A 24,024-nucleotide genomic window follows, 5' to 3' on the forward strand; every position below is an offset into this window, starting at 1 on the left:
GGAATCACCTCCTACGAGGACGGCTCGTTCTGGAAAGCGGCTGTAGCGAGAATCAATCGAGTATTGTTCGGCTGGTTCGAAAGATTGAAGCCGAGAGGACCGAGGACGACCGGCCACAAATAGACCACCCGGACCACGACGATATCTCCGGCGTTGCCCGGGTTGAATTGCCAGACGTTATTGACGTTGCCCTGGCTGTCGTAGGTCAGAGACGGAGCGGACGTATTGGCCGTGGACCAGCTGGTGGCGACCTGCACGTCGACCATGATCTTGCTGCAAGTGAACAGGGCCGAGACCTGATTGCAGACGGTCTGGTGAAAGGCGGCCTGCGTCGCCTGCTGCGATTGCGTCTGCCCGGTCAGGATCTGGCGGCTCGATTGCTGCACCACCGCTTCGAGCATTTCTTGCGCAAAGAACACCAGAAACGTCTGCACGATCGCGATCAACAGGGCGATGAAGGGCGGAGCAATCAGCGCGAACTCGACCGCGGTGGCGCCGCGGCAATCCCTCGCGAAACCGGCAGGCCGGTTTCGATGGCGTTCTGCTGAGCGGATGTTCGCTTGGACCACGGCGCGCTCTTACTGCGTGAGGCTGGCGGTGCTCGAGGCGACCTTGATGAACAAGGCCGTCAACGCCGCAGAGATGTCGCCGCCGGTTTGAACGTCGGAGAACAGGCCGGGCGAAGCGCATGATTGCAGGTTCTGCGCGATCTGGCCGGTCGAGGAGGATGGGTTGTTGAACTGGGCGATATGGCTCGTGTACCAGCTGTCGGTCGGGAGCTGGAGATACTCGGTGTAGAGAATCGCAATTCGAATGCCGCGGTTCTTGATCGTCGTGCAGACCGTCGGGTCGACCGGTTGCTGGCATCGGAAGTTCGAACCCACCGACTGCAATGTCGCGTTGGCGTTACAAGACGAGCTCAACGAGATGATCTTGTCGTCGACGCCGTCGGTCACGAGGAATACGACCTCCTGCGGCGTGTCGCCCGTCTGATTGCTGCCAAGGCCCGGGTTGGGCATGATGTTGTTGACGCTGGTGAGCGCGTTCTCGATGTCGGTGCCGTAGTCGGTGGTGCAGCTGCCGGAGATGACGCAGTTCTGATGGTCGACCGTCATGAGCTGGATGTTCGAGATGGCGCTGCCCGCGGTTGACGGGCTGGTCGGCGATTGCAGCGTATTGAAGTTGTAATCGAAGGTGTAGAGGCCCGCCTTGTAACTGGTGTTGTTCAGGGCCGACATGCATTGCATGACACCGCCCGAAACGCCCGCCTGTGGGCAGTTCGACCATGAAACGAGCAGCTGATTGACGGCATTGATCACCAGGTCGATCCGCAAGGTGACGCCCTTGTTGCGCGCAACGGTCAGGTTGTCGACGCTCGAGGAGTTGGCGCCGCTGTCGAGGTTGGGATGCGTTTCATGGCAGGCGAAGCCGCAGCTCTTCGAGGCGGATGGCTGGCTGGAGGTGTAGGATATCAGATTGTTGATGTCGGTCTGGGTCGCTCCGATCGCCATCGAGGGCGAATCGTCGAGCACCAGGTAGAAGTTCATGTTGGGCGCGCTTGCCGCCCGCGCCGTCGAGGTGCCGTTGATCGGCCAGGCCGTGCTGCCGAGCACGTTGCCGAAATTGTTGATCGATCGCGCGCTGTACGAAACCGTCACGGTGCGCTGAAGCCCGGAGTCGACGATGGTGATGGTCGGTGACGGGGCCCCGGTCAAGCCAGGAACATTGTTCGCTGTCGACGCGAACACAGCGGTGGCGGCCGACTGCGCCGCGGCATCCGTTTGCAGCAGCATCGCCGGTCTGACCGCCGCAATTGCCGCCGCGTCCGCCGCGGCATCCAGCTGGTTCTTCTTGCGCAGTGCCTGCGTGTAGTCGGTCGCCATGCCCAACAGGTAGATCGACGGTATGGTGGCGAGCGCAAAGATGACGGCCACATTGGCCCTGCGATCTCTGACGAAGCGTTTGACCCAGCCGCGCATCATGAACTTCATCTTGATCACCGGTTCAACAAAGCGATTTGCCGCACACGTCGTGCGACGTTGGGCGGTATTTGGCGCTTCCGGACGTTTTTGGAGATCAAGCCGTTAAGCAATGCTTACGCACGGTTGGTGGAATAACGGGTGCTTCGAGAAAAACTGCAACCGGCTTACACGAAACTTACGATCGCTTACATGAGGCTTACAAAGCCGGTTTTGTCGCCGGATTTGTTGCTAATCGTTGCTGGAGACCCGTAACACCAACAGATTGCCAGATTTGATCTTGCAACTTATTGGTTTCCTCGAAGCAAACCGGCAAACGGCGAGTCCCGTTCACCGTGCCGGTCGAGCGCACTGGTCCGGCCGTCGCCGGGACGGCAGCGGTGAGTGAGGCGCAAGCTGTGCGCCAAACGGACGAGCTACCGATACAGCAACGACGGCCGAAGGTGCCTTACCCGGCCAGCACCGCATCCGCGCCGGTCACGGCCTCGGCGCTCTCGGTCACCGTCTTCTCCAGCGACGGCGCCTGCACCGAGATGTTCTCGGCGAAGAAGCGGGCGAGAGCGACGTAGCGTTGCGGCTCCGCCTCGCCGTTGGCCTTCGCAGCCAGTGCTTCGCCGGCGAGCATGCTGCCGCCGAGCGTCGCGGCGAACAGCCGTAGATAGGGCGTGGCACCAGCGAGGGCATCGTTCGGCGCGGAGGCAAGCCGCTCGAGCAGCCATTTGCTGGTGCGCTCGAGCGCCGCATGCGCGTCGCGCAGCTTGGCGCCCGTGGTGCCGAACGCCGGATCGTTGGAGGTCTCGACCTGCTTGATGGTCGCATCGAGCTCGCCGAGCAGCGCCCACACCGAGGCGCCGCCATTGGCGCCGAGCTTGCGGGTGACGAGGTCGATCGACTGGATGCCGTTGGTGCCCTCGTAGATCGAGGTGATGCGGGCGTCGCGGTAATGCTGCGCCGCGCCGGTCTCCTCGATGAAGCCCATGCCGCCGTGGATCTGCACGCCGAGATAAGCGACCTCGTTGCCGACATCGGTGGAGAATGCCTTTGCGATCGGGGTCAGCAGCGCGCCGCGCGCGGCGGCATCGGCACGCACCGCGGCGTCCTTGGCCCGCACCGAGACATCGAGCGCGACCGCGGTGGCGTAGCAGATCGTCCGCGCCGCGGCCGTCATGCTGCGCATCTGCATCAGCATGCGCTTGACGTCGGGATGCACGATGATCGGATCCATGCCGTCGCCCTTGTGGCCGATCGCCTTGCCCTGCCGTCGCTCCTGCGCGTAGGCCAGCGCCTGCTGGTAGGCACGGTCGGCAATGCCGACGCCCTCGAGGCCGACGCCGAGGCGGGCCTGGTTCATCATCGTGAACATGCAGCGCATGCCTTCGTTTTCCCGGCCGATCAGGAAGCCGATCGCGCCGCCCTTGTCGCCCATCGTCATGGTGCAGGTCGGGGAGGCGTGCATGCCGAGCTTGTGCTCGACGCCGCTCGCATGGATGTCGTTGCGCTCGCCGAGCGAACCGTCGGCATTGACCAGGAATTTCGGCACCAGGAACAGCGAGATTCCCTTGGTGCCCGACGGCGCATCGGGCAGTCGTGCGAGCACGAAGTGCACGATGTTGTCGGTCATATCGTGCTCGCCGTAGGTGATGAAGATCTTGGTGCCCTTGATGCGATAGGTGCCGTCGGGGACCCGTTCGGCGCGGGTGCGCAGCGCGCCGACGTCGGAGCCGGCATTCGGCTCGGTCAGCTGCATCGTGCCGGTCCATTCGCCGGTCACCATCTTCTCGAGATAGATCGCCTTCAGCTCTTCGCTGCCATGGGCGTCGAGCGCCTCGATCGCCGACAGCGTCAACAGGGGGCAGAGGCCGAAGGCGACGTTCGATGCGCTCCAGATCTCGGTGCAGGCGGCGTTGACCGCAAGCGGCAAGCCCTGGCCGCCGAACGCTTCCGGCCCCGACACCGCGTTCCATCCGGCGGCGGCCCAGCGCTGATAGGCATCGGGCCAGCCCGGCGCGGTGGTTACCTTGCCATTGTCCAGCTTGATGCCGTGCTCGTCGCCGACCTTGTTCAGCGGCGCCAGCACGTCGGAGGCGAACTTGCCGGCCTCTTCCAGGACGGCCGCGGTAATATCGCCATCGAAATCGCCGTAATGGCCTGCCTCCACTGCGGCAGTAAGCCCCGCGCCATGATTGAGGGACAGCAGGATATCGTTGATGGGTGCGCGGTAGGTCATGGCGTTACTCCCGACGAGGCGTTTGTAAATTGTCTTCCCATGAAACCACCGGGCTCTCAACTGTCCGAGCGGACATCCCACGGTCAGTTTCGGCCATCGCAACGTCGTCATATAGTAAGGGTGCCGGCATCATCCCGTGGCTTTCGCGCGTTTTCGATCGCCGCCCTGTTGAAATGGCTTGTTGCACCCTATAGACCGGCGTGGCCTTCGACCGGCGCATTGGGGCGTAGCCAAGCGGTAAGGCAGCGGATTTTGATTCCGCCATTCGGAGGTTCGATCCCTCCCGCCCCAGCCATTCTAACGCGTTGATTTATCACGCGATTTTTGATGGTTCTTGGTCTGTGTTCTGAACGTCGCCGCCGGTCGCATTCTGAACGTCTGTTGCTGCTTGGTTCGCAAGCAAGTGCGCATGCCGCTTCCGAGTCGCCGACAGCATGCGGGCTTCGGTCCGCTTGGCATAGCCGGCATAGCTTTCCCTGGTGCGGTGCGCGGATAGGGCGCGGCCCTGTCCCTCGGTTAGTTCCGCCTCCTCCAGTTCGGTCATCCCGCCGTGCCGGCAGGCATCCAGGGTGAACTCCTTGGGCAGGCCGATATCCTTTCTCATTCGCTGAACGATCTTTTGCATGCCCGAGAACGAGTAGGGCCTGAAGACAGGCTTTTGGCCCTCCGCGGCACGACGGTGCCGAGGTATAATCTCCCGCAGGATCATCGGGACACCACGGCGCGTCAGCTTTGCCAGGACCGCCTCAGCCTCCTCATAGAATTTGATGACCTCGCCGGTCGCCTGGCGCTCTTCCAGGGGATGATCGATCACGGCACCGGTCTTGTGGTGTTCGATCCGGATGGTCGGCTTAGGTCCGGTCCGGTATCCGGCCCATTTGATATGGCCGGCGATGACGTTTTCCGGACGCTGAAGCCACTCGAAACAGATGACCGCCGCTGCGGCACATTCGGGCTCGCCGCGCTCGACGCATCCGTGGGCGAACGCATAGACCTGCTCGCGCGTCACTGCGTGCTTCACCAATTTGACCCGGGTCGCCATGGTGACACCCAGCCATGGATTAGGAATGTCCTGTGGAAACTCGACGGGGTGCAGGCGGTGAACAACGCGCCATGCCTTTCGGCAGAGCACGACCAGCTTTTCGGCGGTCCTGAGCCGGTTGCCCTTCCCACCGTTGACGAACGTGTCATACAGCTTGTCGGCGCCGAGTGGCGTCACTGACTTGATTGGCCGGCCGCCGACACGATCGCCGCGCTTGGTCAGCGTGTCGCAGATCTCACGCATGTTCCATTCGTAGTTTCGGCGCGAGCGCGGCTTGACCTTCTCCAGGTATGCTCGGCTCTGTCGATACTCCCTGAAGAGCCAGTCGATCGTACCAATCCGCGGCGCAGCTTCGCTCGCGACCGGGAGCCCCTTGCGGGCATCCATCCATTCATCGAACAGGCCGTTCAACGTTTCGGCCCGGCCACCTTCGCCGCAAGCCTTGGCATAATCGGTGCCCAAAGGCTCATTCGGCACCACGCATCCCATTTTCCGATAGCGGGTTGGGACATTGTAATAGAATGCGGTCCGACCGCTCGCCAGCACCTTCGGGATGACGTGACGAGGCAGTTTCACGCTCACAAATCCGCGGCGAGGTCGCCGGGCACGAGGTCCGGAGCTATCGCCCGGTCCAGATCGTCTCTCAACCACAGCTGGCGTCTTCCCTGCTTGATCCGTGGTTGAGGATACTCGATGCCGACTCGTTTGAGAAACGCTTCGACTGTCGTCTCGCCGCAATATCCTGCTGCGATTGCAGCTGGCATACGACGTGGCCAGGAACCAGCTGGAATGATGGCAGAGCGTTGCATCGCTGAAACCAAGAACGTTGATCTCATCTGAAGAAGATCGTGAGCCGCGACGGGCGTGATGACGGTTGGATGCGCACAGATGAGTTCATCGATGCGTGATCTACGGCTGCGCTGTTGATCGCAATCAAACACGGCGCACCGGAGTTGCTCAATTGCAAGCACAGCAAAGTTGCTGCATCTTCAGCTCAGGTCAGACGCGCTTGCGTTGCCTTGGTATGATTAGTCGCTGTTAGGTCAAGCTGATCATATTCGTGTTACGTCACCGCTTGCGGCCTCCTCGTATCGGCGCGTGCCGCAGCTGCCGCACCGGGCTCTGGTGAACCGAGCCGCGGCGTCTCGGCCAATCGGCTTCGATCTTTCACGTATAGAGAAGAGTATAATGTGTCGCTCGCCGGAGGCACTCGTCCGCGTGCCCCGCCGTCATTGCATGCCGGCGCCGTTATCACTGTCCCGCGCTCGGGTGCCTTGTTGACCGGTCTTGCGACCGCAGTCGCCTCGGTGCCCGCGGTCATTGCATGCCCGCGTCGCTATCACTGCCCTCTCGTCGGCTGCTCCTTGATTTGCTCACGCCTGGCTTGATTGCACTTCCTCTTTGTTGCGCAAGCATTCGCACGCTTGAGAGGATCACCACCGCAATCATCCCGATCACCGCACCTCTGGTGCGATGGTGGACGCTTCGCGTCTCTCTGCTCGAAAGACAGTGGGGAAGGGGCGCTGCCCCTCGCGCGCGCCAGGGTAAAGCGGCGGCTTGCGCCGGCGCCGCCCCGGGTGGTCTCCCCGGTCTTCCGCGCTGTTCTCACGCTGCGGACTACCAAAGGCTTGGCACACGCTTGTGCAGACCCGCTTCTCGCGAAGCGGCCCTCATCGGGCGGGTGATCCCCCTCCGCCCGGGTCGCCCTGGCACTTGCTACCCCCGGTCTCGCCGACGGGCAGGGGCGCAGGCGCGTGGTGCGCCTTGCACCCATGGAAGCAAGAGGAAGAATGATCATGTCGGACAAATCATTTGGAATACCGAGCGGAACCGAGGTTCGCGTTCCGCTCAGCAAGCTCAAGAAGTCGCCCAAGAATGCCCGCAAGACGCCGCACAGCGACGCGGCGATCGAGGCCTTGGCGGCGAGCATCGCCGCCAAGGGCATCCTGCAGAACCTGGTGATTGAACCGGAGGTGGATGGCGAGGGGGCGGCCACTGGGTTCTTCTGTGTGACGATTGGCGAGGGCAGGCGGCTGGCCCAGCTGCTGCGGGTGAAGCGCAAGGAAATCAAAAAGTCCGAGCCAATCCGCTGCGTCGTCGATACCGCCAACGATCCGCACGAGATCAGCCTGGACGAGAATGTCACCCGGGAAAACATGCATCCAGCCGACCAGTTCGAGGCGTTCAGGAAGCTCGCGGACGAGCGCGGCTTTGGCGCGGAGGAGATCGCCGCGCGCTTTGGCGTGACGGCGCAAGTGGTGCGGCAGCGCCTCCGGCTGGGCGCGGTGTCCCCACGCTTGATCCAGCTGTATCGCGATGGCGATCTGACGCTGGAGCAGGTGATGGCCTTTGCCATCACCGACGATCAGGCTCGGCAGGAGGCGGTCCATGAGCGTTTCGCCTGCGACTGCGATCCCAGCACGATCCGTCGTCTGCTCACCGAAACTCATGTTGCCGCAACAGATCGCCGGGCGCGTCTTGTCGGGCTCGAGGCCTATACGGAAGCGGGCGGCACGATCCTGCGGGACCTCTTCACCGAGGATCGCGGCGGCTATCTGGAGGACGTCTCGTTGCTCGATCTCCTGGTGACGGCAAGGCTCGGCCGCGAGGCTGATACTTTAAGGGCGGCCGAGGGATGGAAGTGGGCGGAGCCCCATGTCGACTTCCCGCACGCCCATGGCATGCGGCGGACTTACCCGCATCCGGTCGAGCTTTCGGCGGAGGATCAGGCCGCCCTTGAGGCGGTCCAGAGCGAGTTCGACCGGCTGACCGAGCAGCATCAAGCGGCCGAGGAGCTGCCTGACGAGGTGGATGCGCGGTTCGGCGAACTGGAGACCGAAATCGACCGGCTGGACGCCAAACGGCAGGCCTACGATCCCGACGACATCGCGCGCGGCGGCGCATTCGTGGTCCTCAATCATGACGGTAGTGTCCGGGTCGAACGCGGATTTATCCGCCCCGAAGACGAGCAGCCCCACGGCGAAACCGGGCAGGAGGGCGATGCGCAGGCACCGGACGGAGAATGTGGCGAAGATGATCAGGACCCTCGCGATGGTGAAGACGAGGACAGCGCCGGTGACGAGGAGCAGCCGCTCTCCGACATGTTGGTTCGCGACCTCACTGCGCATCGCACCTTGGGGCTGCGGCTCAATCTGAGTGAGCAGCCGGACGTCGCAATCGTTGCGGTGACGCACGCGCTCGCCGCCCAAATCTTCTATCTCGGGGCCAACGCGCATGTGGTCGGCATCCAGCCGGTGAAGATCGATTTGGCCGTGCATGCGGTCGGAATCGAGGACAGTGCGGCCGGCAAAGCGTGGTCGGATCGCCATGCCAATTGGGCGAGACAGATGCCCAAGGACGTCGGCCGGCTGTGGGATTTTGTGGTCGAACTCGACCACGACAGCCGCATGTCCCTGTTCGCGCATTGCGCGGCCTTGACCGTCAATGCGGTCAAACTGCCGTTCGACCGGAGGCCGCGCGCGCTGGCGGCAGCCGGGCATTTGGCCGGGGCCGTAGCCCTCGACATGACCGGATATTGGCGGCCGACGGTCGGCAGTTATCTCGGCCGTGTCACCAAGGCGGTCATCCTTGAGGCCGTCCGCGAGGGCGTCAGCGCGGAGGCCGCCGAACGCCTGTCGGGCTTGAAAAAGGCCGAGATGGCGGCATCCGCCGAGCAGTTGCTGGCGTCAACCGGCTGGCTCCCGGCGCTGCTGCGAACGGCCAGGACGGAAGATCAGGCCGATGCGCCAGACATGGCGCAAGACCATGATCTGCGTTCGCAAGCTGCCGAATAAATGCTGAGCCGGGGCCGCAACGATGGCCCCGGCATACTCTAATTTTGCGGCCGCGCACCTGACGGCGCGCGGCCGGTTTAGAGGAAGTGAAGCGGCGAAGACTCGCGCCGGCCCTCCCTCAAGGGCGGGCCATGATCTATCCGAACTACGTCGTCCGCCGCACCCCAGCTGACGGCGTCCCGCCTCCCTTTTGCAGAGACGAGGCCGTCAGGCTCACGGTCCTGATCATGTCCGGACCTCGCGTATCGAGAGCGCAGGCGGGCGGATAATTCTAGCGGCGCCGTCGTTTCCCTTGCCCGAACATGCAGCCAGTTCGCCGCGCTTTGCCTTGCGCACCGTGCTCGCGATTGATGCGCAGGCGCTGACTTTCTTTCGATCAATCCCGCCGTTCTGCGATGCTGCGAGGGCGCTGGCAGCCATGGCAATCCCGTCAGTTCGCTCATTGGCTCGCGTCCAACGCACCCTCGAATGGGCTGATCAGGCCCGAGGGACGGCAAGGGCCTCGATCGCCTTCCCGCAACGGCTCGCGCCTGCTTTTTTCCCCTGCCGCCAAGCGCGGCATTCCTCGCGCGAAGTCAAAAAAGCAGGCTTTCGCCGTCCTCCGCTGGCGCTCCGGGCCCAAGGGCTGCGGGCCGATCGCTCCCCGGGCCACGGACAGCCATCGAGGCTGCGATGGTCGCGGCCCGAGCAACAGAGGAAGATTACCATGGCTACCATCGGCACCTTCACCGCTTCGGACAACGGCTTAGGTCATGTGCTGAGAAGTGTCCTTTAGCGGCATTGCCTGAGAGCCTGGCACGCAGACGTCCGAGTCAAGCGTTCCCGCAGCGTAGCGAGGACAACGCTTGACGCGGCGGCGACACGACAAGCTATTTGAAGGGGTGCAGGCGAAGTCCTGCACCTCTGCCACGTGGCGAACGGGAGAGCGCGAGGGGAACCCCTCGCATCTCAAGGAAGACTCGCGCCGAAGGCGCTCCGTGTATCTTTTATTCGCGTGCTGTCATCTGTCAGTTTCATCGACACGGTAAGCACTTGGGCGATGTCGATGTCCTCTTGCACCTCCGGGTGCTTCGTCACCGGAGAGCAGGATGGTTTCGATTGTACGGGCAGTGCCCGGTGTTGAAGGGATTCCGGCAGGCTTCCCCATCTTGCTCGACGCGCAGATGTCGATTGTCGAACCTGCCTTCGGCTACCTGATCGAACTCGCCACCATTCCCGGCCGCTCGCATGCGATGGAGACGCTGAGGACGTATAGCGAGCACCTGCATGACTGGTTCGACAGCCTGGAGCAGAGCGAGCTGGACTGGCGCCTCGCCGATGAGGGAACGATCGCCGGCTACCGGAATCGGATGCTGGCAACGCCGAGCCCTCATACCGGGCGACCTTATGCCCGGTCCACCGTGAACGATCGTATCCGGACGGTCTGCCGCTTTTATACATGGGCGCATCGACGCGGTCTGATCGAAGCATTGCCCTTCGACTACGTTGAGGTGTCGCTCCGCTCAGTGCGTCGTCAGGGCATGCTGGCGCATTTGCATCATCGGCCTGCGACCGTGATGGCGAACACTCTGACGGTTTCGGAGGTTGAACGTCTGCCGCGACCGCTGCGCGTCGATCAACTCCAATCGCTTTTTCAGCATCTTTCGTCGCCCTATGACCTGATCGCCGAATGGGCTTTGGCCACGGGCATGCGCCGCAAGGAACTATGCGGCTTGCAGCTCCATCAGGTGCCGGATGTTGCTCACGTGGACATCGACGTGGACCCACTCGTCGGAATGCCGCTGACCGTGACCAAGGGCGACCGGCCGCGCACCGTCTATCCGCCGCTGCGGCTGATCGACCGAACCCACTGGTATGCAGGAGAACAGCGTGCGGCGCTGGTGAAGCTCCGACGCAGAACCCGCCCCGGTTATCGGCCGTCATCAGCGCTGTTCCTCAACAGCAACGGCGATCCCGTGTCGAGAGCGAGGTTCTCCGCTGCGTTCAGCACGGCCTTTCAGGCGGCAGGGCTGACAGGATCGGGCCATTGGTTGCGCCATACATTTGCGATGACCATGCTCGTGCGCCTGCAGAAGCAGGCGGCGACAACACCAGATCTCAATCCGCTGAAGATTGTGCAGGTCCTGCTCGGACACGCCTCGATTCAGTCAACGGCAATCTATCTGCGCTGCGTCGAACTTCATGCCGACACGCTCGCCGAGAGCCTGGCCTATCTTTACGGCGAGTTGGTGCCTCATGGCCGCGCGTAAAAGGAAGTCGATCAATCGGCGCATCACGGTTGCGGCGCCGGACAATGCGGCAACTGACCTCATCACCGATAAGGTCATATTCACCGATGCCGGAGGTCGGCCAATCCAACGGTTCGACCCCGAGCAGCTTTCCGGCCTGCCTGCCGACCTGCGCGGGCTCATGGTCCAGGCTTTCCGAGAGCATGGCGTCGGCCAAAGGCCCACGACCCGCCGAACGACCTGGGCAGCGATCCTCCGCTTTGCCCGCTACGTTGTCGACGATGAGACGATTAAGACGGCGGCTGATGTCGATACCGCCGCGCTCGGCCGCTACGTGCTCTGGCTCAAGGCGCAGTCGACCTCCCGCGCGCCGCGCGGTGCGCATGCCACGGCCTTCAATACATTTCGGCCGCTCCTCGCATGGTGCCAGCGCAATCGACCTGGAACGCTCGCACGCGATCTTGAGATTCCCTGGAATCCCTTTCCCGGCAGGCGAATGCATCAGCAACCGCGCCGGCGGCTGCCGTCCGATCAGATCAAGGCGATCCTCAGCGCCTGCTACGAGGAGATCGACGAGGTCTGGGCCCGGTTTCAACATGGGCAGGATGTCATCCGGCGCACCGAGCTTCCGCCCAAGATACTGCGCGGTCAGGGGCTCGATCGATGGATTTGGCGGATCAGCCGCATCGAGGACGGTCGCATGCCCGACAGGGCTGTTCTCGAAGAACACGGGATCAAGTCCGCCACGCTCGTCAAGTCTTGGGGCGGCTATCGCACCATCACGCAGTATTTTCACATCACTACCGATACGCTCGTTCCGTTCTTTCTGGCGATCGCCATCCAGACCGCCGCCAATCCCGATCCGCTGCGTCATATCCGTCGCGACTGTCTCATCCCGCATCCGCTCGACGAGCATCGCGTGATCATCGACTGGAACAAGGCCAAGACCAATGCGCGTCTCCAGAAGGCGCAGCGCCGCTCGTTCGATCGGCGTCGACGATACGCCGCGCCGAACCTGATCGCGATGATGCTGGCCCTGACTGAACCGCTTGTTGCAGATGCTTCGCCCATGCAGCAGGATCGGCTATTTCTGACGCGCAGCATCTATACCGAGTCCACCCGCCATTCGCTTCGTAGCCGCACGGAGGTGGTCGAGCATTCCGTCCTCAGGCGCGCTATCCTCCGATTCACGAAGCGCGCCAACCATCGCATCGATGAGTGGAACGCGGCACATCCCGACAGCACGCGTTCCCGGATCGCCGGCTTTGCGCCCGCTTTGTTTCGCGGCACTGTCGCAACCGAACACTATCGCGCCTCCGGCGGCGATATTCTCGTGGCCCAATCGATCCTCAATCACGCCAACGCCGCGACGACCGAGACGTATCTCAAGAGCGAGGAGACGACACGCTTACAGCGCCAGACGATCGCTCGCTTGCAAGACCTGATGATCGCATGGGTGCGCGGGGACAAGCCTATAGGCGCGCCGTTGCGGCTTGGCCAACGTCGTGGCACCGCTTCCTTCGCCCATGATTGTCTCGCGCCGGTCATTCCTGGTCGAGATGGCGCCGAGCGCCTGTGCCCGCATTTTGGCGGATGCCTTGCGTGTCCCGGTCTCGTGATCCCGATCGACCCTGAACATCTGGCGCGTATCCTCGCCGCCATCGATCGGTTCGAACAAGCCCGCAACCGGCTCGACCCCCAACGGTGGAATCTCCTCTACGCGCCGTCGTGGCGGATTCTCACCCAGGACATCCTTCCGGATTTCCCGGCTGCGATGCATGAGGCCGCGCGTGCGCTTGCCAACGACATGCCCGCCCTGCCGGAGCTGGAGTAATCATGCTGCTCCAAGCTGATCCCACGCATGACGTTGATCCGCCGCAGAAGGTTTCGGCAGAGTCGCTATGGTCGGACCCGCAATGGCATCTCGATGGCCTGCGATCCGACCTGCGGAGATCGCAGCTCCAGATCGATTGGGATTTCGAACTGCCAGACGGCAGCCGCTTCACAGACCCATGTTGGGGCCGCTGGCTGGAAGATGCGCGCATCTTTTTGTGGTCGCTTCGCCTCGATCCGCCGCCAGGCAGGCGGCACGCCCGCGCGAGAACCCTTGTTGCCGCGGCCGTCAAGCTCCGCATCCTGATCCGATGGATGGCTGGCCAAGCAATGCGCAGCTTCGGCGACCTCGATCGCGATGCCGCCGCCCGGTTCATGCACGACATTGCCGGGCGACGAAGACACAATGGCGCGCTGATCAGACCTGGGACCCGTCACGACTACGCCAACCTTTTGCTCGCCCTCTACCAGCAACGGCGCAAGCTCGCATGCCCACCACCAGAGCACCCGTTCGACGAAGACCGCGTAGGCGCTCATTCCGGATTCAGCCGCCATACCGTGCAGCGCCTGCCATTCACGCCCGATGCCATCGCCGTGCCGCTCGTCTCGGCCGCGATCCGACTCATCGGACAGCCGGCCGATGACGTGATCGCACTACGCGACCAGGCCGTGCCGTTTCGCATGGATGATCAAAGTCGCTCCTTCTTCGTTCACCGGCAGGCCGTCCGGGCACTCGTGTCTTCATTTCGGTTTTCCACGATCGAGGGCGAGAACGTGCCCTGGCATCCGCCGTTGACGCGAACGAGGCACCTGCGCGGGCTGATCAATCGCATCCAGGAAGCTTGCTTCGTCACCATTGCCTATCTGGTCGGCGCAAGAGCCTCGGAGATTCTGACGCTCAATGCTCACTGCGTCGAGGAGCATCCGTCCGCAGATAAGACGGAAGCCTTTGCTTATCTCCGCGGCCGGATATTCAAGACCGCCGGCAACGATGCCGGCGTGCCGCACCTCTGGCCAGCGCCGCCGCCCGTTCTGCGTGCCGTCGACGTCTTGCGCCGTCTCTCAGAACCCTTGCGCGCTCAGAGCGGCCGGTTGGACCTGTGGCTCTCCATCGCCGGGAACGGCATCATCGATCGCCGCGTGCCGGAGGTCCCAACGGGCAGTTCTCTCGTTATCCGTCTGAACGAGAGATTTGCGGCTTTCATCGACATGCCGCTCAACGACGATGGAACGCCTTGGCGTCTGACCACGCACCAAGGCCGTAAGACCTTTGCCCGCTTCGTCGGCAAGCGCGACCGCACCGGCCTTCATGCCTTGCAGCATCATTTCGGGCATGTGACCCGCATTATGACCGACAGCGCCTATGTCGGAACAGATTTTGATCTCGGCGAACTCGTCGATGCGCAAACACTCGACGAGACGCGATCTGCGCTCGAGGAGTTGCTCACCGCGTCGCGTCTTGGCGGCAAGGCGGGGCGCATGCTGTCGTCGCGGTCGCGCTTCCGCGGCCGGACCCGCGACGGCGAACTCGCCGGCTATGTCGATTTCCTCATCGAGGAGAGCGGCATGCGGCTCGGCGTCTGCGACTGGGGGTATTGTGTCTATCGCGTCGAGTCCGCCGCTTGCATGGGGGACGAACGCGGTCCGAACCCGCTGTGGCGCACCGAGAGCACCTGCATGAGCTGCGCTAACTTCGCAGTCACTGAGCGGCACCGCCCGGTCTGGCAAGCGCGCCTTGATCGCAACATCGCTTTGGTCGCCGACGATCGACTCGATGCATCGAGCATCGCTCTCGCCAGAACGCGCATTGCCGAGTGCGAGCGTGTCCTTTCCGATCTTTCCGCTACAGGAGGAGCCCATGCCGAAGATGACGGCCGCAAACCCACTTGATCGGCGCGTGCAAGCGACAGCCGAGAAGCTGCGCGCTGCCCTCGACCGCCTGGCCCGCAGCTCCGTGGGGTCTCCGATGATCGAACGGCAATTGACCGTCGCAGCTCTCGCGAGGGAGGCGCGCGTTGGACGTAATGCCATCTACGCCAATCACCGCGATATCCTCGACGAGCTGATCCGCGTCCGTCAGCAGCGGCGGGCTCCTGATCGGATCGCCGCCGTCGCCGAGAAGGCCGCCGAACAACGCATCGCCGTCGATATTATGCAGGGTCAGCTTCGCCAGCTCGCGACCGAGAATGCCGGACTCCTGCGGCGCGCGACCGAAGCGGAACGCCGTGCCGACAGGGCCGAGCACCGCATCGCGCAGTTAACGAAGGAGCTTGATCACCGTCGTCGCCCCCAGTTGCTACGATCGTCGGTCGGTGAGCACGGAGAGGGTCGATGATGATGTCGTTTCCCGCCCAGCCTTCTTGCCGCACGATGCACCGATAGCTCGTTGCCGGACGAAGCTGGATCATGTCGTCCTCGCAGCTTCTCGGATGACGAGGGTGGCCAATGCGCAGGAAGTGTCTCGATAGTCCGTCAGACCGTGGTCGTTGGTGTTTCTATGCCGTAAGCCAGAGTCTCTCCTTCGCAGGGCTGTCCAGAAGTGCGTCCATTGCGGCCTTTCTTGCTGGCGTATCTCACACCGCGTTCGGCTGCTGCGCAGCCCGCCCTCGTTCCCGCAACAGCGCGATGACGACCTTCTTCCCCGCCGTGCTCGGCTAACGCCTCCGCGCGGCTTCCTCGCGAGGCAAGAAGCTCGTCCCTGCGCCGCCTTCCACTGCGTTTCAGCCCTTCGGGTGCGGGCCGGTCGCCCGGTGTTTTCCGATCGCCATCAAGGCCGCGATGGTCGCGACCTGATACAGCAAAGGAGAAGACCTATGGCTCAGATCGGTACGTTCACCCGCAACGAAGACGGTTCGTTCGCCGGAGTCATCAAGACCCTCAACCTCAGCGTCAAGGCTCGCCTGGTCGTCGCCGAGAAGGACAGCGAGAAGTCGCCCGACCTCCGCGCGCTCGTCGGCAACATCGAGATCGGGGCTGCCTGGAAGAAGGTCGCCAAGGAGACGGGCCGGGAGTATCACTCCCTCAAGCTCGACGATCCGAGCTTCCCCGCTCCGATCTACGCAAGCCTCGTGGAGAACGAAGACGGCTTCGCTCTCATCTGGTCGCGCTGAAGCGCTCAACCATCGACGCGGCGCTCCATCACGGGGCGCCGCGATCGCGCTAAAGGACATCTCGGAAGTGTCCTCCAGCAAATAACGAAGCAAACACCGATGCTTCGTTTCAGAAGGACAGTTGACGGCTGACCTAAAACGGCTATACCGGCTCGATCAAGACCCTGACGCTGAACATCAAGGCCAAGTTCACGGCATCCGAAAAGGACAACGACAAGGCTCCCGACTACCGCATCTTCGCAGGCTCAACCGAGTTCGGCGCCGCCTGGAAGAAGACCGTCCGCGACAGCGACCGCGAATATCTCTCGGTCAAGCTCGACGATCCGAGCTTCCCGGCTCCGATCTACGCCTCGCTGGTCAAGGTCGAAGGTGAGGAGGGTTTCAGCCTGATCTGGTCGCGCCGCAACGGCGATTAAGCTCGACGGATCATCGGCCCCGCCTCTTCGTAGGCGGGGCTTTTTTGCGTTCTTGCGCCGCTTTGAACGGAGCAGTGGAGCATTATTGTGCTCAAAGGAAGGGCCTCGCCACCTGCAAAAATGCGATCGATCCGAGGGATTTTGACGCAGTATTTTTTGAGCTGATCGCTCGTAGTTCGAGTCGGATCGAGCTCGGATTTTCGATGTCTGGGGATGAAGTTGCGACGTTCTCACGAAGAGAAATTGCGTTTCCGCGATCGCTTTCATAGCTCGAATTGCCCTTCGTTTTTCCAGCGAAGGGCTCGCCGCTATGCCGCTCCGGGAGCATTGTCACGGCAGAGAGAGGAAGCTTGAGCGAACTGAACGTGAAGAATAGGAGAGCGCAAGATAAAAGCACTAGCGCCTAAGGGTCGCTAAGTGATTGTCTGCACATCCAAGACTTGTCGCTAGTCGCGCGCAAGGTGTCGCTACGATGCGGTAAGCCCTTTGACTTGCTGACGATGCACGTCGGTATCAGATCTCAACTGCTTCTAGTTGCCTTGAGTGCAGCGGACTGAGCAACGAGATCTGTCGAAGAGTTTCTTACGGTCTTTGTATCGAGTACGAAGCCATGCTGCGGTTTCGTGAACCGCAACGCACCTCGGCCATTCTGTTAGGCGGTCTTGTAAAAGCCTCAAACGAGCCACGCGCGGCCTTGCGTCGACGTTCCGCGGTGGTCCATGGCGTGGGCTTCGGAGGTGCGCGTCACGCGAGCATGTTACCGCGCCCAGGCGGCCAAGCACGCCGGCCGCAACCGAGTGCTCTCCGAAACCAAATCTCAAGGATGAGACGATCGTCGCGGCTTAGGCAGCCCGCGTTTCCACGCCGAGCGAGCGCAGCGCAGCCCAATAGCCGGGATAGGTCTTGCCCACGCACTCGGGGTCCAGAATGACGATCCCGCCGATCCTGAGCGCCGCGAGCGCAAAGCTCATGGCGATGCGGTGGTCTTCGTAGGTCTCGATGTGCGTCGGCAGAGTCTGGCCGGCGAGCTTGGGATCGGAGGCGACGGTCAGGTCGTCGCCCTCTTCATAGCCGAGGCCGGGCCGGATGCGCGATAGCTCGGTCGCGAGCGCGCTGACGCGGTCGCACTCCTTTGCTCGCAGATTGGCGATCCCGGTGAAGCGCACCGGCGCGGCCGGAGCCGAAATGCCCGCGACCTTCGACCATCACCGGCGGGCAGCCGGTGGGAGCGCTGGCGGCAATGCCGAGGGAGTGCATCGCGGTCACCAGCGGCCCGATGGGGCGCTTGCGCATCACCTCGTCGCCGTCGACCGTTACCGTCCCGTCGCAGAGTGCCACCGCCGCCGTGAGAAAGCGGGTGGCCGTTCCGGCGTTGCCCAAGAACAGCGGCTCGTCCTGCGCCTTCAGGGCCCGCGCGCTGGTGACGACGAAACTGGTTTCGTCCGGCTCGTCGACCAACACCATTTGCTGGAGCGCCGCCGCCATCAGGGATGTGTCTTTGGACTTGAGGGTGCCGGTGAGACGGCTTGTGCCGCGGGCGAGGGCCGCCAGCAGCAATGCCCGATTGGTGATCGACTTGCTGCCGGGCGGCGTGACCCGCCCAATGAGTAGGTGCGTGGGCGGTGTGATGGCGAGCGAGGGCGAGGACATGGGAGCGCCAGCGGCATACGATTGTCGCCAGCGCAAGCAGTCGTCTCCCTCCTCCTCGCGGGAAGGGATCAACGGTGGGCACCGGTGACTTCAACAGCGACGGCTACAACGACATTCGTTTGACGCAACGCCGCTGGCACCCCCAGGGGATCGACAACTTAAATGCCGATGGCAGATTAGACGTCGTCTAGCGCAGCATCGACGGCATGACGGTTGGGAGATGAAGGGTGGCACTAAGCTCGCCATAAGCAGCCCGGAAGCGTTGCAACGTTAGCGCACAAAAAACAAAGTCCGCGTCAAGATCGTTCCGGCGTTCACAGCGTGCACGCCACGACCGTCTCGGCCTTGCGTTACTGCCGGACCCGCCGCCGCTCCGCCGCTCCCCAGCGAGGAGTAGGAAGGTGGCGAATACGGCGACCGCGCTGTCGCGGTGGCCGTAGCGGCCACAGCATGCAGCGCGACCCGCTCCGGCTTCATCCCCGCGGGCTGTGGCTCCGCTTCCACCATTCTAAGGGATTCGGCGGATGACCTAATCCGATCCATGCTTAATGACCTCGTGCAGAAGAGCTACGGAACGCTCAAGCCGTTCTAATAACGATCCCAAATCCGCCGCGCTAATCCCCTCCAGCCTCAAATTTTCGACTGAGAATGACTGGGCAATGAGTTGGTCTATTGGCTCGGCTTTGGACGTCAGGTCCGCGACACCGCTGAGGGTAGATCGAATATATCCGTCCGGCGTAATCGTTGTCGCAAGCGCCAGATTGGCCACGATCGCCGTCTCAGCGATCGCCGCCGGAAGTTCTACATTGCAAAGAATGCTTCCTGTTGCGCGAATGCGGTAGCCCGCGCGGTAAGTCGAAGGGCCCAAGGGGCCCGCCTCGCCGAGTTCCCAAAACGCTTCCACCTTATCAGTGGTTGGACACTCGGGGGCTGAACTGTCATGGCGGAACGCAGTGTCGCGGGTGGCCAAGTTTCTATCCCTTGGAACGTGCATTTCGATAACGCTATCGATGTAGACGATAGTCAACATTTGTGGCTGAAAATGGGACTCAGAGTCCGTGGATCGATAGTCTGCTGCGACGTTCTTTGGGCCCATGACGCCCGGGAAGAACGATTTTGGAATAATTGGGGTGGTGGCCGACAACGTTAGGGCGCTTCGGAAGGCGGCTGAGCTCTCGCAGGAGGAGTTAGCCCATGAGGCGGGGGTGGATCGGACCTACATTAGTCAGGTCGAACGCCGCCAAAGAAACGTGACAATCGTGGTCCTGGCGAAAATCGCAACAGCACTGAACGTGACCCCGGACAAGCTGCTGATCGTACCCTCATCTCGGCGAAGAGGTCCCTAATCTAGCAATAATTTGCATTTGCCCGGGACGCATGACCACTACAGGACAGCTCGTCAGGCTCATAACCTGAAGGTCATAGGTTCAAATCCTATTCCGGCAACCATTCCCTACGCTATAGCGGCCAGCGGTATTCAAAACCACGATTTCTTACGACGAAGTACTACGATGAACAGCGGTTAAATACTCGCCTGCCGAAGTCGATCGGAAGCGCGATGGGTCATCAATCGTGCGACGGAACGTTAGGCCGTTGCGACGCCTGACCCCACGTCATAGTGCCCATCTCACTATGAAATTGAAAGACGAAGGTTGCTTCAGCCGAGGTGACGGAGACCTCGACGTTAGGCATCGAATGGAAGCGATTTAGCGGAGAATTTTTATTGCTCCCAAGCTAAGCTGTAGCACTTTTCTGTTCCAAATAGGCTTTGAGCATTCTGCGCGCGTCAGCGCTACGTTTCGCGCGCCAAGCAGGATCCTTCAAGTCGAAATCAAATTCGTTCGAAAGCGTGTGGACGTTGGCTAGGTGGAACTGGCTCAGTGCCGCGATCATGACGTAAAGCCGCAAGGGATCGATGTCTGTAGCAAGTCGGCCCTCAGCGACGCCCCGGATGAGCAGACGTTTCGTCATAGAGAGCACCGGCGAGGACATCTCGTGGATGCGAGGCGACTTCTTCATGTAGCGCGCCTTCATGAGATTTTCGGCACGCAGCAGACTTACTAGGTCGAGGTTGCGTTCGAAGTGCCCGTTCATGAAATCGAACAGTTTTAAAAGGCCCTCCAGCGGATCGAGATGCTCGACGTCGAGCGTGAGTTCCTCGGTGCGCAATGCGCCGAGCGCGCTCTCCAGCGTCGCCACATAGAGCTCGGACTTGCTGCCGAACTGCTCGTAGATCATCCGCGGGTTGGTATTGGCCTTCTTGACGATACGGGTGATGCGGCCGCCGGCATAGCCGTGCGTCGCGAACTCTGCGGTCGCCGCGCGCAGGATCTCGGCACGATTTTGCTCGGCCGAGCGGCGCGGACGCCGTCGCGGCTTGTCGTCGACATCAGTGAGCGCTGGCAGGCGGGCGGTCATGTCGGGTTCTTGTTGCTCAAGAGGGAGGCCCACGGAGTAGCGAGGTCGAGCAGCGCGCGGTCGCAATTCGCGCCGGCCACGATTGATAGACCAACGGGACAGTCGTCGACCTGTGCGGCTGGCAGCGTCAGCTGCGGCAAGCCGCCGTGGCCCGCAATCGCCGTCAGTGTCAGAGCACGCAGATAGAATGCGCCGATTTCTTCGCCGGAGGCGTCTTTGCGCAGCGCAATGCAAGGTGCAGTCGGGATGATGAGGCCGATGCCGTTGGCGAGCTCTGTACAAACGCGCGCCGCGAAGGCCGCGCGGCGCGGGTTGAAGCGCGCGACGTCGGCTTCGGTAATGGTCGCCGCATCGGCAAACCGTGGCGCCATCGCCGGACCGAATGCCGGCTTGGTCGCGGCGATCCAGGGACCGAGTTCGTGCCAGATCTCGGCACCTTGCAGCACGCGATAGCATTCGAGCCATTCGCTCTCCTCGCCGTTGAATAGCGAGATCTCGCTTTCGACGCCAAGGTCCGCGCAGACGCGGCTCAGCGATGCCGCGACATCGGGACCGGCCAGCGCGAACGTATCCCGGACCAGAACGAGCTTGCGGATCGGGGAGGGCGCGACCCGCGGCAACAGCACGTCGCCGACAGCGGAAAGCGTCGCCATGTCGCGCGCGAACCAGCCAACCGTGTCATAGGACGGCGCGAACGGGATCACGCCGGTGAGCGGGATCGCATCATGGGTCGGACGGAAGCCGTACAGGCCGCAAAAGCTTGCGGGCACGCGCACCGATCCGCCGGTGTCGGTGCCGAGCGCGAAATCGACCATGCCTGCGGCCAACGCCGACGCCGAGCCTGAGGAGGAACCGCCGGGAATCCGATCCGGGCAGGCCGTATTCAATGGCGTGCCGTAGTGTGCATTCACGCCCTCGAGGCTGAAGGCGAGCTCGTCGGTGATGGTCTTGCCCGATAGCGCCGCACCCGCAGCCAGCAAACGCTCGACCACCGGGGCCGATTGCGTTGCGGGCTTATGCGTCCTCAGCCAATCGGGGTTGCCGCCTCCGGTGACATGGCCGGCGACATCGATCAGGTCCTTCACGGCGAAGCTCAAACCGCTCAGCCTGCCTTCGGCGGTCGGCGGCAGCATCGCACGCGGCCCGGGCACGAATGCGCCGGTCCCGCTCTGGTCGTTCTCTCGCATCGTATCGCTTGACGTCACCCGGCGCGCTTGCCGAGGGCTGCGATGATCGCGTTTGAATCCGTGACGAAGCCGAAGCACTTCTTGACGTTCCAGACCGTGGCTTCGGTGCAGAAATCCGGTGACGACGTCGCGCAGCAATCTTCCACGAGCAGGCAGCCATAACCGAGGAAATTGGCGTCGGTCAGCGAGTGCAGCACGCATTGATCGGTGTTGACGCCGGTGAACAGGATCGACTTGACGCCGAGATTGCGCAGGATGCTGTCGAGCGGCGTGTCCCAGAAACCGCTGATGCGATACTTGTCGACCTTGATGTCGTCCTTCTCCTGCGGCAGTTCGTGGACGATCGCGGCGGCCCAGGAGTCCTTTTCCAGTACGCGCGCGCCGCTGCCGGGCAGGGGATCGCCGAGGCCGGTGCCGGTGCCCTTCGGCTTGTAGAGATGGATCTGGTTCGGCGGCATGTTGGCGAGATCCGGCCGGTTGCCCCAGTTTACCCAGATCACGGGCACGCCAGCCTTGCGCAGCGCCGGCAATAGTTTCTGCAGAGGCTCGATCGGCTTGCGGTCGGGACGATAGTCGCCGCCGATATGATCGACCCAGCCGTCCTTGGTGCAGAAATCATTCTGCATGTCGATGACGATGATCGCGGTGCGCAACAGATCGACCGTGACGTTCTGCGGCGCGCTAGCGATGGTGACCGGCACCGGCGTCGGTTGCGGCATCGCCATGTTGACCTCGGTCTCGGTCGCATACCAGGCGAATTGCCGCCCGAGCCCGAGCTGACCCCCGGCATCCGACGCGACGCGCTGTTCACTCGCTTTCATGATGTCCTCCTGTCGTCGCCGGTCACGGCGCGGATTTGATTGCGATGCGTGTTGCAACCTTTGCTGCGACGCGTGCGTCGGCGTCACCACTCGCGATTGCAAGTTCGCTGCCAACGTTAATTCGCAAGGAAATTCAACGCGCGTGCGAGGCCACTGGCTACGTCTTGCCCATGAATCCGACAACTGCCCGCGAGGTGTGGATAAAAAGTAAGCATTTGTTTGTTTTGGCTTGTCTTTGAAATCGAAATCAATTGAAAAATCAATAAGATGACATGCTGGCACGGCCCTTGCTGCTGAGAATCCGCTGGACGAATTTCAACTCAGTATGAGGGGTTTTTGATGAGGTCACGCCGTTTGATTTTGCAGGGCGCGCTGATGGCCGGCGCATTGGCGCTGTCGTCGACGCTGGCTTACGCCGATCCGCTGAAGGTCGGGATTCTGATCCCGGGTTCGAAGTCGGACAAGGGCTGGATGGAGTCGTCCTATGACGGCTTGATGGCCGCCGAGAAGAAATACGGCGACAAGATCCAGGTGCAGATGATCGAGAACATCAACTATGCCGACATGGATCAGGCGCTGACCAATCTCGCCAGCAAGAACGAGCTCGTGATCGGCGTCGGCGGCCAGACCCAGGCCTCGGTCTACAAGATCGCCAAGCGTTTCCCGAAAGTTCACTTCTCGATTGTCGGGGGCAATGACGGAGAGAGCGCGCCGAACGTCGCGGGCTATGACGTGAAGCAGGCGGAGATCGCCTACGTCGCGGGCGCTGCGGCTGCGATGCTGTCCAAGACGGGCGCCATCAGCTATGTCGGTGGGCTCGAAATTCCCTCGATCGTCAATGCCGGCAAGGAGTTCGGTAACGGCGCGAAGTCGATCAACCCGAACATCAAATACACCGAGAACTACACGGGCGATTTCGACGACGTCGCCAAGGCCAAGGAAGCGACACTCGCCGCGATCGCGCAAGGCGCCGACATCCACTACCACATCCTCAATCTCGGCCTGCGCGGCATGGAGCAGGCGGCGAAGGAGAAAGGCACTCACATCATCGGCAGCTACACTGATCGCTGCGGCACCGACCCGCTCTACGTCGCCTATTCCATCACCGGCACCGGCTACCAGGTGCAATTTGCCATCGACGAGGCAGTGAAGGGCACCTGGCAGGCTGGCTACAAGGAGTTCGGCCTGAAGATGGGCCCCGAGGCCTCCAGCATGGTGATCTGCGGTGCGACAGCCGAGCAGAAGGCCAAGCTCAACCAGATCATGAAGGATCTGCTCGACGGCAAGGTCAAGGTGCTGAAGGGTTGATTGCCGATGGC

General features: G+C 62.3%; 16 protein-coding genes, 2 tRNA genes and 2 pseudogenes. 11 read left to right on the forward strand and 9 right to left on the reverse strand.

What is annotated here, in order from left to right; all coding sequences use genetic code 11:
• Window positions 1–11 precede the first annotated feature (11 nt).
• The 3 genes from CWS35_RS15520 to CWS35_RS15530 all read right to left on the reverse strand — a co-directional run bounded on the left by CWS35_RS15520 (window position 12) and on the right by CWS35_RS15530 (window position 4,206).
• Complete coding sequence (locus CWS35_RS15520) at window positions 12–569, reverse strand: TadE/TadG family type IV pilus assembly protein (RefSeq protein WP_024580672.1); 558 nt, start codon at window positions 567–569, stop codon at window positions 12–14.
• 9 nt (window positions 570–578) lie between these two features.
• Window positions 579–1,982: a TadE/TadG family type IV pilus assembly protein gene (locus CWS35_RS15525; RefSeq protein WP_100956391.1), complete on the reverse strand. Its 1,404-nt coding sequence runs from the start codon at window positions 1,980–1,982 to the stop codon at window positions 579–581.
• A gap of 445 nt (window positions 1,983–2,427) precedes the next feature.
• Window positions 2,428–4,206: an acyl-CoA dehydrogenase gene (locus tag CWS35_RS15530; protein WP_100952400.1), complete on the reverse strand. Its 1,779-nt coding sequence runs from the start codon at window positions 4,204–4,206 to the stop codon at window positions 2,428–2,430.
• Between the two features lie 220 nt (window positions 4,207–4,426).
• On the opposite strand from CWS35_RS15530, the gene CWS35_RS15535 reads away from it, so the two are divergent.
• Window positions 4,427–4,501: transfer RNA gene (locus CWS35_RS15535), tRNA-Gln, on the forward strand.
• Window positions 4,502–4,519: 18 nt separating this feature from the next.
• Here CWS35_RS15535 and CWS35_RS15540 read toward each other — a convergent pair.
• The gene (locus CWS35_RS15540) at window positions 4,520–5,824 is read right to left on the reverse strand and encodes a hypothetical protein (RefSeq protein ID WP_157817150.1); all 1,305 of its coding nucleotides are present in this window, start codon (window positions 5,822–5,824) and stop codon (window positions 4,520–4,522) included.
• Between the two features lie 1,214 nt (window positions 5,825–7,038).
• Between CWS35_RS15540 and CWS35_RS15545 the strand changes: the two genes are divergently transcribed.
• The 7 genes and pseudogenes from CWS35_RS15545 to CWS35_RS15575 all read left to right on the forward strand — a co-directional run.
• A complete protein-coding gene (locus CWS35_RS15545; RefSeq protein WP_100952402.1) occupies window positions 7,039–9,042 on the forward strand; it encodes a ParB/RepB/Spo0J family partition protein in 2,004 nt (667 codons plus the stop codon).
• 1,088 nt (window positions 9,043–10,130) lie between these two features.
• Window positions 10,131–11,291 (forward strand): tyrosine-type recombinase/integrase, encoded by a 1,161-nt coding sequence (locus CWS35_RS15550; RefSeq protein ID WP_043854945.1) that lies wholly within the window; start codon window positions 10,131–10,133, stop codon window positions 11,289–11,291.
• Complete coding sequence (locus CWS35_RS15555; protein ID WP_157817097.1) at window positions 11,224–13,104, forward strand: site-specific integrase; 1,881 nt, start codon at window positions 11,224–11,226, stop codon at window positions 13,102–13,104. Before CWS35_RS15550 ends, CWS35_RS15555 begins: the two co-directional genes overlap by 68 nt.
• A gap of 2 nt (window positions 13,105–13,106) precedes the next feature.
• On the forward strand, window positions 13,107–14,993 hold the full coding sequence (locus CWS35_RS15560) for an integrase (protein WP_043854944.1): 1,887 nt from the start codon (window positions 13,107–13,109) through the stop codon (window positions 14,991–14,993).
• Entirely contained in the window at window positions 14,962–15,438 is a 477-nt protein-coding gene (locus tag CWS35_RS15565) for a hypothetical protein (RefSeq protein WP_063928869.1), read from the forward strand. Before CWS35_RS15560 ends, CWS35_RS15565 begins: the two co-directional genes overlap by 32 nt.
• A gap of 478 nt (window positions 15,439–15,916) precedes the next feature.
• Window positions 15,917–16,213, forward strand: a complete 297-nt coding sequence (locus CWS35_RS15570) for a DUF736 domain-containing protein (protein ID WP_043854942.1) — start codon at window positions 15,917–15,919, stop codon at window positions 16,211–16,213.
• A gap of 140 nt (window positions 16,214–16,353) precedes the next feature.
• A pseudogene (locus CWS35_RS15575) lies at window positions 16,354–16,629 on the forward strand (DUF736 domain-containing protein); the annotation flags it as partial.
• An 842-nt stretch (window positions 16,630–17,471) separates the two neighbouring features.
• Here the strand turns inward: CWS35_RS15575 and CWS35_RS15580 are convergent.
• Both CWS35_RS15580 and CWS35_RS15585 read right to left on the reverse strand, forming a co-directional pair.
• Window positions 17,472–18,279 (reverse strand): annotated as a pseudogene (locus CWS35_RS15580) (3-phosphoshikimate 1-carboxyvinyltransferase).
• Between the two features lie 529 nt (window positions 18,280–18,808).
• Entirely contained in the window at window positions 18,809–19,249 is a 441-nt protein-coding gene (locus CWS35_RS15585; RefSeq protein WP_157817151.1) for a hypothetical protein, read from the reverse strand.
• Between the two features lie 124 nt (window positions 19,250–19,373).
• On the opposite strand from CWS35_RS15585, the gene CWS35_RS15590 reads away from it, so the two are divergent.
• Window positions 19,374–19,625 carry a helix-turn-helix domain-containing protein gene (locus CWS35_RS15590; protein ID WP_100952404.1) on the forward strand — a complete coding sequence of 84 codons (252 nt, stop codon included), beginning with the start codon at window positions 19,374–19,376 and terminating at the stop codon, window positions 19,623–19,625.
• A 19-nt stretch (window positions 19,626–19,644) separates the two neighbouring features.
• Window positions 19,645–19,728: transfer RNA gene (locus CWS35_RS15595), tRNA-Met, on the forward strand.
• A gap of 285 nt (window positions 19,729–20,013) precedes the next feature.
• Here CWS35_RS15595 and CWS35_RS15600 read toward each other — a convergent pair.
• The 3 genes from CWS35_RS15600 to CWS35_RS15610 are packed head-to-tail and all read right to left on the reverse strand — an operon-like array spanning window position 20,014 to window position 22,705.
• The gene (locus tag CWS35_RS15600; RefSeq protein ID WP_100952405.1) at window positions 20,014–20,697 is read right to left on the reverse strand and encodes a TetR/AcrR family transcriptional regulator; all 684 of its coding nucleotides are present in this window, start codon (window positions 20,695–20,697) and stop codon (window positions 20,014–20,016) included.
• A complete protein-coding gene (locus tag CWS35_RS15605; RefSeq protein WP_100956395.1) occupies window positions 20,694–21,884 on the reverse strand; it encodes an amidase in 1,191 nt (396 codons plus the stop codon). Before CWS35_RS15605 ends, CWS35_RS15600 begins: the two co-directional genes overlap by 4 nt.
• 14 nt (window positions 21,885–21,898) lie before the next feature.
• Window positions 21,899–22,705 (reverse strand): cysteine hydrolase, encoded by an 807-nt coding sequence (locus CWS35_RS15610; RefSeq protein ID WP_100952406.1) that lies wholly within the window; start codon window positions 22,703–22,705, stop codon window positions 21,899–21,901.
• Between the two features lie 339 nt (window positions 22,706–23,044).
• On the opposite strand from CWS35_RS15610, the gene CWS35_RS15615 reads away from it, so the two are divergent.
• Window positions 23,045–24,013 (forward strand): BMP family protein, encoded by a 969-nt coding sequence (locus tag CWS35_RS15615; protein WP_100952407.1) that lies wholly within the window; start codon window positions 23,045–23,047, stop codon window positions 24,011–24,013.
• Window positions 24,014–24,024 lie beyond the last annotated feature (11 nt).

The organism is Bradyrhizobium sp. SK17, from assembly GCF_002831585.1.
GTDB lineage: Bacteria > Pseudomonadota > Alphaproteobacteria > Rhizobiales > Xanthobacteraceae > Bradyrhizobium.

Bases quoted from the DNA above. Each gene is read 5' to 3' on its own strand.
- CWS35_RS15525 (WP_100956391.1), bottom strand. From the start codon at position 1,982: ATGATGCGCGGCTGGGTCAAACGCTTCGTCAGAGATCGCAGGGCCAAT.
- CWS35_RS15530 (WP_100952400.1), bottom strand. From the start codon at position 4,206: ATGACCTACCGCGCACCCATCAACGATATCCTGCTGTCCCTCAATCAT.
- CWS35_RS15545 (WP_100952402.1), top strand. From the start codon at position 7,039: ATGATCATGTCGGACAAATCATTTGGAATACCGAGCGGAACCGAGGTT.
- CWS35_RS15550 (WP_043854945.1), top strand. From the start codon at position 10,131: ATGGTTTCGATTGTACGGGCAGTGCCCGGTGTTGAAGGGATTCCGGCA.
- CWS35_RS15555 (WP_157817097.1), top strand. From the start codon at position 11,224: ATGCCGACACGCTCGCCGAGAGCCTGGCCTATCTTTACGGCGAGTTGG.
- CWS35_RS15560 (WP_043854944.1), top strand. From the start codon at position 13,107: ATGCTGCTCCAAGCTGATCCCACGCATGACGTTGATCCGCCGCAGAAG.
- CWS35_RS15565 (WP_063928869.1), top strand. From the start codon at position 14,962: ATGCCGAAGATGACGGCCGCAAACCCACTTGATCGGCGCGTGCAAGCG.
- CWS35_RS15570 (WP_043854942.1), top strand. From the start codon at position 15,917: ATGGCTCAGATCGGTACGTTCACCCGCAACGAAGACGGTTCGTTCGCC.
- CWS35_RS15590 (WP_100952404.1), top strand. From the start codon at position 19,374: ATGACGCCCGGGAAGAACGATTTTGGAATAATTGGGGTGGTGGCCGAC.
- CWS35_RS15600 (WP_100952405.1), bottom strand. From the start codon at position 20,697: ATGACCGCCCGCCTGCCAGCGCTCACTGATGTCGACGACAAGCCGCGA.
- CWS35_RS15605 (WP_100956395.1), bottom strand. From the start codon at position 21,884: ATGCGAGAGAACGACCAGAGCGGGACCGGCGCATTCGTGCCCGGGCCG.
- CWS35_RS15610 (WP_100952406.1), bottom strand. From the start codon at position 22,705: ATGAAAGCGAGTGAACAGCGCGTCGCGTCGGATGCCGGGGGTCAGCTC.
- CWS35_RS15615 (WP_100952407.1), top strand. From the start codon at position 23,045: ATGAGGTCACGCCGTTTGATTTTGCAGGGCGCGCTGATGGCCGGCGCA.